The 10,159-nt window shown below is 39.5% G+C and carries 10 protein-coding genes and 1 pseudogene; 10 read left to right on the plus strand and 1 reads right to left on the minus strand.

The genetic code is table 11. The features are described 5' to 3' along the window. The first annotated feature begins 96 nt into the window (after nucleotides 1-96). From yajC to gap, 5 genes are all read left to right on the plus strand, one after another. Nucleotides 97-396: a preprotein translocase subunit YajC gene (gene yajC / locus D8845_RS07975; protein WP_001069289.1), complete on the plus strand. Its 300-nt coding sequence runs from the start codon at nucleotides 97-99 to the stop codon at nucleotides 394-396. Between the two features lie 46 nt (nucleotides 397-442). Then, nucleotides 443-886: a low molecular weight protein-tyrosine-phosphatase gene (locus tag D8845_RS07980; protein WP_125453085.1), complete on the plus strand. Its 444-nt coding sequence runs from the start codon at nucleotides 443-445 to the stop codon at nucleotides 884-886. Further along, nucleotides 873-1,283 carry an MORN repeat-containing protein gene (locus D8845_RS07985; protein ID WP_020902388.1) on the plus strand — a complete coding sequence of 137 codons (411 nt, stop codon included), beginning with the start codon at nucleotides 873-875 and terminating at the stop codon, nucleotides 1,281-1,283. The genes D8845_RS07980 and D8845_RS07985 overlap by 14 nt, the downstream gene beginning before the upstream one ends. Before the next feature lie 298 nt (nucleotides 1,284-1,581). Next, nucleotides 1,582-4,233, plus strand: a complete 2,652-nt coding sequence (adhE, locus tag D8845_RS07990; RefSeq protein WP_125453086.1) for a bifunctional acetaldehyde-CoA/alcohol dehydrogenase — start codon at nucleotides 1,582-1,584, stop codon at nucleotides 4,231-4,233. A gap of 318 nt (nucleotides 4,234-4,551) precedes the next feature. Beyond that, nucleotides 4,552-5,562, plus strand: a complete 1,011-nt coding sequence (gap, locus tag D8845_RS07995; protein WP_125453087.1) for a type I glyceraldehyde-3-phosphate dehydrogenase — start codon at nucleotides 4,552-4,554, stop codon at nucleotides 5,560-5,562. Nucleotides 5,563-5,629: 67 nt separating this feature from the next. Here the strand turns inward: gap and D8845_RS08000 are convergent, their stop codons facing one another. After that, the gene (locus tag D8845_RS08000) at nucleotides 5,630-6,505 is read right to left on the minus strand and encodes an RluA family pseudouridine synthase (RefSeq protein WP_125453088.1); all 876 of its coding nucleotides are present in this window, start codon (nucleotides 6,503-6,505) and stop codon (nucleotides 5,630-5,632) included. Nucleotides 6,506-6,591: 86 nt separating this feature from the next. Here D8845_RS08000 and pbp2a point away from each other — a divergent pair, with 86 nt between their 5' ends. From pbp2a to D8845_RS08025, 5 genes and pseudogenes are all read left to right on the plus strand, one after another. Beyond that, complete coding sequence (gene pbp2a / locus D8845_RS08005; RefSeq protein WP_125453089.1) at nucleotides 6,592-8,787, plus strand: penicillin-binding protein PBP2A; 2,196 nt, start codon at nucleotides 6,592-6,594, stop codon at nucleotides 8,785-8,787. Nucleotides 8,788-8,839: 52 nt separating this feature from the next. After that, complete coding sequence (gene rpmG / locus D8845_RS08010; protein WP_001809375.1) at nucleotides 8,840-8,992, plus strand: 50S ribosomal protein L33; 153 nt, start codon at nucleotides 8,840-8,842, stop codon at nucleotides 8,990-8,992. 9 nt (nucleotides 8,993-9,001) lie between these two features. Further along, nucleotides 9,002-9,178, plus strand: a complete 177-nt coding sequence (gene secE / locus D8845_RS08015) for a preprotein translocase subunit SecE (RefSeq protein WP_001210991.1) — start codon at nucleotides 9,002-9,004, stop codon at nucleotides 9,176-9,178. A gap of 53 nt (nucleotides 9,179-9,231) precedes the next feature. Further along, complete coding sequence (gene nusG / locus D8845_RS08020; RefSeq protein WP_084930218.1) at nucleotides 9,232-9,768, plus strand: transcription termination/antitermination protein NusG; 537 nt, start codon at nucleotides 9,232-9,234, stop codon at nucleotides 9,766-9,768. Between the two features lie 120 nt (nucleotides 9,769-9,888). Further along, a pseudogene (locus D8845_RS08025) lies at nucleotides 9,889-10,159 on the plus strand (sigma-70 family RNA polymerase sigma factor); the annotation flags it as partial.

The following is a 10,159-nucleotide window of genomic DNA, read 5'->3' on the forward strand; positions in this document are numbered from 1 at the left end:
GCTCTGGTTTTTCTTGTTAGAAAAGCAAGGTACAATCTTGTAAAAGTAGCTGAAATTTGATATAGTAGTCCTATGTAAAAGACAAAGGAGAAGAAAATGAATCCAAATTATACATTTTTAATTATGCTTGTAGCGATGTTAGGCTTGATGTTCTTTATGCAACGCTCTCAAAAGAAACAAGCGCAAAAACGTATGGAAAGCTTAAATAAACTACAAAAGGGTTATGAAGTGATTACAATCGGTGGCCTTTACGGAACAGTCGATGAAGTAGATACGGAGAAGAGAACGATTGTTCTTGATGTAGATGGAGTTTACTTGACTTTTGAACTAGCTGCTATCAAGACAGTATTACCGCTGAAAGAAACAGCTTCACTAGAAGGCGCAATTGAAAAATAAGACGGGATTACTAACTCCCGTTTTTCTATAAAAGAAAGGAAATGGGATGAAAAAACTAGTCTTTGTCTGTCTGGGAAATATTTGTCGTAGTCCTATGGCTGAGTTTGTTATGAAATCAATGACAGATAACTACGAAATCCAAAGTCGAGCGACTTCCTCTTGGGAACATGGCAATCTGATTCATAAGGGCACTCAAGGAATTTTTCAAGAGTATGAGATTCCTTATGACAAGAATAAGACATCGCATCAGATTAGTAAGGAAGATTTTGAAGCCTTTGATTATATTATTGGAATGGATGCTTCAAATGTTTCTGACTTACGTCAGATGTGTCCAGTAGACTGTCAAGATAAGATTTACTCATTTGCATCTGAAAGTGTTCCAGATCCTTGGTATACAGGAGATTTTGAAGAGACTTATCGGCGTGTTCAAGAGGGATGTCAAGCTTGGTTAGAACGTTTAGAAAAGGAGAGTGAAGGTGGAAAATCTTAAGAATTTTTACGAAAAGTATCGAGTGTATCTAACTCGTCCACGTTTAGAGCTTTTGGCAGTAGTTACGATTGTCTTTTGTGCTGTGCTCGTCTTTTTTCTAAATATTCCCGGAAAAGGTGTTCTAAAGCTTGATAATGGAACGATTGTTTACGACGGCAGTCTTGTCCGTGGTAAAATGAATGGACAAGGTACCATTACCTTCCAAAATGGGGACCAATATACAGGTGGTTTCAACAATGGAGCCTTTAATGGAAAAGGCACTTTTCAATCCAAAGAAGGCTGGACTTACGAAGGGGATTTTGTAAATGGTCAGGCTGAAGGAAAAGGGAAACTAACAACAGAACAAGAAGTTGTTTATGAAGGGACTTTTAAACAAGGCGTTTTTCAACAAAAATAAGGCCTCCTTATCAAAGGAGGTATTGTTAGAATCTCTAAGTAAGCGCTTACCTGCAAATTCCTTTCTTTCCAAGCCCCCTTCCAAGTAAGTTTGTGAAATAAAAAAAATTTGAAATAAATTTCACAAACTTTAAAGAAAAAACTTGATAAGTAAAGAAAATGAGGAAAAATTCACAAACAATAAAAAATTCTTTGTGAAATATCTATGAAACTGTTTACAAAGTTGAAATAATAAGTTATAATGAACTTGTGAAAAAATTAACAAAGGATATCGATCCTTGAAAGCTATGGAGGAAAATATGGCTGATAAAAAAACTGTGACACCAGAAGAAAAGAAACTCGCTGCTGAAAAGCATGTTGATGGCTTGGTGCAAAAAGCTTTAGTTGCTCTTGAGGAAATGCGTAAACTCGACCAAGAACAGGTCGACTACATCGTAGCTAAAGCGTCAGTGGCAGCTTTGGATGCCCACGGGGAATTGGCTCTACATGCCTATGAAGAAACAGGACGTGGTGTATTTGAAGACAAAGCAACTAAGAACTTGTTTGCTTGTGAACACGTAGTAAACAACATGCGCCACACTAAAACAGTTGGTGTTATCGAAGAAGACGATGTAACAGGTTTGACTCTTATCGCTGAACCAGTTGGCGTTGTTTGTGGTATCACTCCAACAACAAACCCAACATCAACAGCAATCTTTAAATCATTGATTTCATTGAAGACACGTAATCCAATTGTCTTTGCCTTCCACCCATCCGCTCAAGAATCATCAGCTCACGCAGCTCAAATTGTTCGTGATGCTGCGATTAAAGCAGGAGCTCCTGAAAACTGTGTACAGTGGATCACTGAACCATCTATGGAAGCAACTAGTGCTCTTATGAACCACGAAGGTATTGCAACAATCCTTGCAACAGGTGGTAATGCTATGGTTAAAGCTGCATACTCATGTGGTAAGCCAGCTCTTGGGGTAGGTGCCGGAAACGTTCCAGCTTATGTTGAAAAATCAGCTAACATTCGCCAAGCTGCTCACGATATCGTCATGTCTAAATCATTTGACAATGGTATGGTCTGTGCCTCAGAGCAAGCGGTTATCATTGACAAAGAAATTTACGATGAATTTGTAGCAGAGTTCAAATCATATCACACTTACTTTGTAAACAAAAAAGAAAAAGCACTTCTTGAAGAATTCTGCTTCGGCGTGAAAGCAAACAGCAAAAACTGCGCTGGTGCAAAATTGAACGCTGACATCGTTGGTAAACCAGCAACTTGGATTGCAGAACAAGCAGGATTTACAGTTCCAGAAGGAACAAACATTCTTGCTGCAGAATGTAAAGAAGTTGGTGAAAACGAGCCATTGACTCGTGAAAAATTGTCACCAGTTATCGCAGTTTTGAAATCTGAAAGCCGTGAAGATGGTATTACTAAGGCTCGTCAAATGGTTGAATTTAACGGTCTTGGACACTCAGCAGCTATCCACACAGCTGACGAAGAATTGACTAAAGAATTTGGTAAAGCTGTTAAAGCTATTCGTGTTATCTGTAACTCACCTTCTACTTTCGGTGGTATCGGGGACGTTTACAATGCCTTCTTGCCATCATTGACACTCGGATGTGGTTCTTACGGACGCAACTCAGTTGGGGATAACGTTAGTGCCATTAACCTTTTGAATATCAAAAAAGTCGGAAGACGGAGAAATAACATGCAATGGATGAAACTTCCTTCAAAAACATACTTTGAACGTGATTCAATTCAATACCTTCAAAAATGTCGTGACGTTGAGCGTGTCATGATCGTTACTGACCACGCTATGGTAGAGCTTGGCTTCCTTGATCGTATCATCGAACAACTTGACCTTCGTCGCAATAAGGTGGTTTACCAAATCTTTGCAGATGTAGAACCAGATCCAGATATCACTACAGTTGAACGTGGTACTGAGATTATGCGTGCCTTCAAACCAGATACAATCATCGCTCTCGGTGGTGGATCTCCAATGGATGCTGCTAAAGTAATGTGGCTCTTCTACGAGCAACCAGAAGTGGACTTCCGTGACCTTGTACAAAAATTCATGGATATCCGTAAACGTGCCTTCAAATTCCCATTGCTTGGTAAGAAGACTAAATTCATCGCGATCCCAACTACATCTGGTACAGGATCTGAAGTAACTCCATTTGCCGTTATCTCTGATAAAGCAAACAACCGTAAATACCCAATCGCTGACTACTCATTGACACCAACTGTGGCAATCGTAGACCCTGCTTTGGTATTGACAGTTCCTGGATTTGTTGCTGCGGACACTGGTATGGACGTATTGACCCACGCGACTGAAGCTTACGTATCACAAATGGCTAGCGACTACACTGATGGTCTTGCGCTTCAAGCCATCAAACTTGTATTCGAAAACCTTGAAAGCTCAGTTAAGAATGCAGACTTCCACTCACGTGAGAAAATGCATAACGCTTCAACAATCGCTGGTATGGCCTTTGCCAATGCCTTCCTAGGTATTTCTCACTCAATGGCCCATAAGATTGGTGCGCAATTCCACACAATCCACGGTCGTACAAATGCAATCTTGCTTCCATACGTTATCCGTTACAACGGTACACGTCCAGCTAAGACAGCAACATGGCCTAAGTACAACTACTACCGTGCAGATGAAAAATACCAAGATATCGCACGCATGCTTGGACTTCCAGCTTCTACTCCAGAAGAAGGGGTTGAATCTTACGCAAAAGCTGTCTACGAACTTGGTGAGCGCGTAGGTATCCAAATGAACTTCAAAGCACAAGGAATTGATGAAAAAGAATGGAAAGAACATTCTCGTGAATTGGCCTTCCTTGCTTATGAAGACCAATGTTCACCTGCTAACCCACGTCTTCCAATGGTTGACCACATGCAAGAAATCATCGAAGATTCTTACTATGGCTACAAAGAAAGACCAGGACGCCGTAAATAATTGTTATCAGCCTAGAGGCAGGAATTTCCTGTCTCTTTTTTGTAAAATTGGAAGATTGAAAATAATTTTTATCTTTTCTATTTTCACTTTTCATCTGAAAAGGAAAGTGGGAAATGATTAGGTAGATAAAGAAAGACAGGAGTATAGGCTTTTGAAGGAGAAAGAAAAATAAGTGGGGTATGGACAAAAAACAATGCCCGTACTTGCAATTAAACTTAAATAGTTATATAATAGGTTTGTTGAAAGGTGATTTGTAGTGATTCAAGTTACTCTTTTCACAATAAAAATTTCATGATTTTCATAAGGAGGAAATCACTAATGGTAGTTAAAGTTGGTATTAACGGTTTCGGACGTATCGGTCGTCTTGCTTTCCGTCGTATCCAAAACGTAGAAGGTGTTGAAGTTACTCGTATCAACGACCTTACAGATCCAGTTATGCTTGCACACTTGTTGAAATACGACACAACTCAAGGTCGTTTCGACGGTACTGTTGAAGTTAAAGAAGGTGGATTTGAAGTTAACGGTAAATTCGTTAAAGTTTCTGCTGAACGTGATCCAGAACAAATTGACTGGGCTAACGACGGTGTAGAAATCGTTCTTGAAGCAACTGGTTTCTTTGCTACTAAAGCAGCTGCTGAAAAACACCTGCACCCAGGTGGAGCTAAGAAAGTTGTTATTACTGCTCCTGGTGGAAACGACGTTAAAACAGTTGTATTCAACACTAACCACGATGTTCTTGACGGTACTGAAACAGTTATCTCAGGTGCTTCATGTACTACAAACTGCTTGGCTCCTATGGCTAAAGCTCTTCAAGACAACTTTGGTGTTGTTGAAGGATTGATGACTACTATCCACGCTTACACTGGTGACCAAATGATCCTTGACGGACCACACCGTGGTGGTGACCTTCGCCGTGCTCGCGCTGGTGCTGCAAACATCGTTCCTAACTCAACTGGTGCTGCAAAAGCTATCGGTCTTGTAATCCCAGAATTGAACGGTAAACTTGACGGATCTGCACAACGCGTTCCAACTCCAACTGGATCAGTTACTGAATTGGTAGCAGTTCTTGAAAAGAACGTTACTGTTGATGAAGTGAACGCAGCTATGAAAGCAGCTTCAAACGAATCATACGGTTACACAGAAGATCCAATTGTATCTTCAGATATCGTAGGTATGTCTTACGGTTCATTGTTTGACGCAACTCAAACTAAAGTTCTTGACGTTGACGGTAAACAATTGGTTAAAGTTGTATCATGGTACGACAACGAAATGTCATACACTGCACAACTTGTTCGTACTCTTGAATACTTCGCAAAAATCGCTAAATAATTCTTGAGTCGATAAAAAGCAAGGCCTCTGGTCTTGCTTTTTAAATATTAAAAAATGGATGACGGAATCATCCATTCTTTTTTAATTCTCTTTCGAAAGTATCTGAAAGGGCATTGAAGCTTAATTTCTCTAATGTAAGCGGATGGGTAAAGGATAGTCGAAAGGCGTTGAGCATAAGCCGACTTGTTTTTGATTTGCTATTATAGAGAGGGTCACCTAAAATAGGGAAGTTATGATGCGAAAGGTGCACACGAATCTGATGGGTTCGCCCTGTCTTTAGTTTACAACGAACCAAGGAGGTCTTGTTTGGGAATTGCTTTAATCTGCTTACATGTGTTTCAGCATATTGTCCATTTTTTGTATCAACTATTCGCTTTCTGCGATCATGGCGATCACGTCCGATTTTGTCTTTGAAAACAAGTTCTTTGCTGCTGATATTTCCATCAACTAGTGCCCAGTATTCCCTAGAAATCTCTTTTTTCTCCAGTAAGCGATTGAGAATAGCTAGGATAAAAGGATTTTTGGCAAAGAGAACCAAGCCACTGGTTTCCATGTCCAGACGATGAACGACATAGCAGGTTTGGCCAACATAGGCACTGACATGGTTAAGAAGGGCGATTTCGTTTGGCTGATTACCATGCGTTTTCATCCCCTCTGGTTTGTTGACAATAATCAAGTGTTGATCTTGATAAACTTCCTGAACAAGCTCAGAGTTGCCCCAAGGAATTTCCTTTTTGGGATAATCTTCCTCGTCAAAAGTTAACTGGCAAACATCTCCAGGATTTACGATTTCGTTCCAGTGGACTTCTTCTTGATTTATCAAAATGTGTTTCTTGATTCTCAAAAAATGACGGATTTTTCTAGGGATGAGGAATTGTTCCTCAAGTAATTGCTTTACCGTCATTTGAGGTAGAGAGTCTGGTAATGTAAATGTGAATTGCATACAGATATTGTAACAAAAAAAGCCCTATTTGGATAGGAAATAGCTAAATTCTTGTCTTCCTATGATGAAGATGATAAAATAAACGCATGAAATTAGATAAATTATTCGAGAAATTTCTTTCTCTTTTTAAAAAAGAAACAAGTGAACTAGAGGACTCTGATTCTACTAGCTTACGTCGCTCTCGTAGTGATCGAAAAAAATTAGCCCAAGTAGGTCCAATTCGAAAATTCTGGCGTCGCTATCATCTAACAAAGATTGTCCTTATACTAGGTTTGAGTGCAAGCTTGCTAGTTGGAACCTATTTGTTTGCTGTAGCCAAGTCAACCAATGTCAATGATTTGCAAAATGCCTTGAAAACTCGAACTCTCATTTTTGACCGTGAAGAAAAGGAGGCTGGTGCCTTGTCTGGTCAAAAAGGAACTTATGTTGAATTGACTGATATCAGTAAAAATTTGCAGAATGCCGTTATTGCGACAGAAGACCGTTCTTTCTATAAAAATGACGGGATTAACTATGGTCGTTTCTTCTTGGCTATTGTCACTGCTGGTCGTTCAGGTGGTGGTTCTACTATTACCCAACAGCTGGCTAAAAATGCCTATCTGTCGCAGGATCAAACTGTTGAGAGAAAAGCAAAAGAATTTTTCCTTGCCTTAGAATTAACAAAAAAATATAGTAAGGATCAGATCTTAACCATGTACCTTAACAACGCCTATTTTGGAAATGGTGTGTGGGGTGTAGAAGATGCGAGTAAGAAATACTTTGGAGTTTCTGCGTCAGAAGTGAGTTTGGATCAAGCTGCGACTCTGGCAGGGATGCTCAAAGGACCGGAACTGTATAACCCCTTGAAATCTGTAGAAGATTCTACTAATCGTCGTGATACTGTCTTGCAAAATATGCTTGCAGCGGGTTACATTGATAAAAACCAAGAAACCGAAGCTGCAGAAGTTGATATGACTTCGCAATTGCACGATAAGTATGAAGGAAAAATCTCAGATTACCGCTATCCTTCTTACTTTGATGCGGTGGTTAACGAAGCCGTTTCCAAGTATAATCTAACAGAGGAAGAAATTGTCAATAATGGCTACCGCATTTACACGGAGCTAGACCAAAACTATCAAGCAAATATGCAGGTTGTCTATGAAAATACATCGCTATTTCCGAGGGCAGAGGATGGAACATTTGCTCAATCAGGAAGTGTAGCTCTCGAACCGAAAACAGGTGGAGTTCGTGGAGTTGTCGGTCAAGTTGATGACAATGATAAAACTGGATTCCGGAATTTCAACTATGCAACTCAATCAAAACGTAGTCCTGGTTCTACAATTAAGCCTTTAGTTGTTTATACGCCAGCAGTTGAAGCAGGCTGGGCTTTGAATAAGCAGTTGGATAACCACACCATGCAGTACGACAGCTATAAGGTTGATAACTATGCAGGGATCAAAACGAGTCGAGAAGTTCCTATGTATCAAGCCTTGGCAGAATCGCTTAATCTACCTGCTGTTGCCACTGTTAATGATTTGGGCGTCGACAAGGCTTTTGAGGCAGGCGAAAAATTCGGACTCAACATGGAAAAGGTCGACCGTGTTCTTGGTGTCGCCTTGGGAAGTGGTGTCGAAACCAATCCTCTGCAAATGGCTCAAGCATATGCTGCCTTTGCAAATGAAGGTTTAATGCCTGAAGCTCATTTTATTAGTAGAATTGAAAATGCTAGTGGACAAGTTATTGCAAGCCATAAAAATTCACAAAAACGGGTGATTGATAAGTCTGTAGCTGATAAGATGACCAGTATGATGTTGGGGACATTCACCAACGGTACCGGTATTAGTTCATCGCCTGCAGATTATGTCATGGCAGGAAAAACTGGTACAACTGAAGCGGTTTTCAATCCAGAATATACAAGTGATCAGTGGGTAATTGGTTATACACCGGATGTAGTGATTAGTCACTGGCTTGGTTTCCCGACGACTGATGAAAATCACTATCTAGCTGGCTCTACTTCAAACGGTGCAGCCCATGTCTTTAGAAACATTGCCAATACCATTTTACCTTATACGCCAGGAAGTACCTTTACGGTTGAAAATGCTTATAAGCAAAATGGAATTGCACCAGCTAACACAAAAAGACAAGTACAAAATAATGATAATAGCCAGACAGATGATAATTTGTCTGATATTCGAGGACGTGCGCAAAGTCTAGTAGATGAGGCTAGTCGGGCTATCTCGGATGCTAAGATTAAGGAAAAGGCTCAAACAATATGGGATTCGGTAGTCAATCTATTTCGCTAAGATGCTTGTCAAAGCCTAGCTTTCTTGTTATAATAGATAAGATGGAGGTGTTATGGCACTAAAAAAAGCAAGCCTAGCTTGTGCGGTTTGTGGTTCGAGAAACTATTCAATCAAGATCAGCGGAAACCCCAAGCCAACACGACTAGAAGTAAATAAATTTTGTAAACATTGTGGTAAGTACACTACACACAGAGAAACGAGATAGGAGAGAGCGATGCGTTTTATTGGAGATATTTTTAGACTTCTTAAAGACACAACATGGCCAACTCGCAAGGAAAGCTGGAGAGATTTTCGTTCTATCATGGAATACACTGCTTTCTTTGTTGTGATTATTTATATTTTTGACCAGTTGATTGTTTCAGGTTTGATTCGATTTATTAACATTTTTTAGAAGACCTGTGGAGTTATTCACGCTAGAAATCTTCTATTATGAAAGGAAGTATCATGGATAGTTTTGATAAAGGATGGTTTGTCTTACAAACCTATTCTGGTTATGAAAATAAGGTAAAAGAAAATCTATTACAACGTGCACAAACCTACAATATGTTGGATAATATTTTACGTGTTGAAATTCCAACACAAACAGTGCAAGTTGAAAAAAATGGAAAGAGAAAAGAAGTAGAAGAAAATCGCTTTCCAGGTTATGTTCTTGTGGAAATGGTGATGACAGATGAAGCTTGGTTTGTTGTTCGAAACACACCAAACGTTACAGGATTTGTCGGATCTCACGGAAATAGATCAAAACCAACTCCATTATTGGAACAAGAAATCCGTGATATCTTGATTTCTATGGGACAAACTGTACAAGAGTTTGATATTCATGTTGAAGTTGGTCAAACTGTACGTATCATTGATGGTGCTTTTGCAGACTATACTGGTAAGATTACAGAGATTGATAACAATAAAGTGAAGATGATTATCTCTATGTTTGGTAATGACACAGTTGCAGAAGTAAACCTAAACCAAATTGCAGAATTATAACCCAAAGAGAGGCATGTCCTCTCTTTTTTGTGCAGTTTAGACGGTGTAGGGAACAGAATGGGGGAAATGGGACAAAAGTGTTTCTGAATCTGTTAAACTGTATCTAGAAAGGGGAACGTTATGTTTAAAGAATTGTATAAAGAAGTCCAGGGGATTGTATATAAGTGTAGAAATGAATATCATCTTCATTTATGGGAGTTATCTGATTGGGATCAAGAGGGGATGATTTGCTTACATGAATTGATTAGTAGAGAAGAAGGAATAATAGAAGATATTCCTCGTTTAAGGAGATATTTTAAGACTAAGTTCCGGAATCGAATTCTAGACTATATCCGTAAGCAAGAAAGTCAAAAACGAAGATATGATAAAGAACCCTATGAAGAAGTAGGTG

The organism is Streptococcus mitis, assembly GCF_003942865.1.
GTDB classification, from domain to species: Bacteria; Bacillota; Bacilli; order Lactobacillales; family Streptococcaceae; genus Streptococcus; species Streptococcus mitis_BI.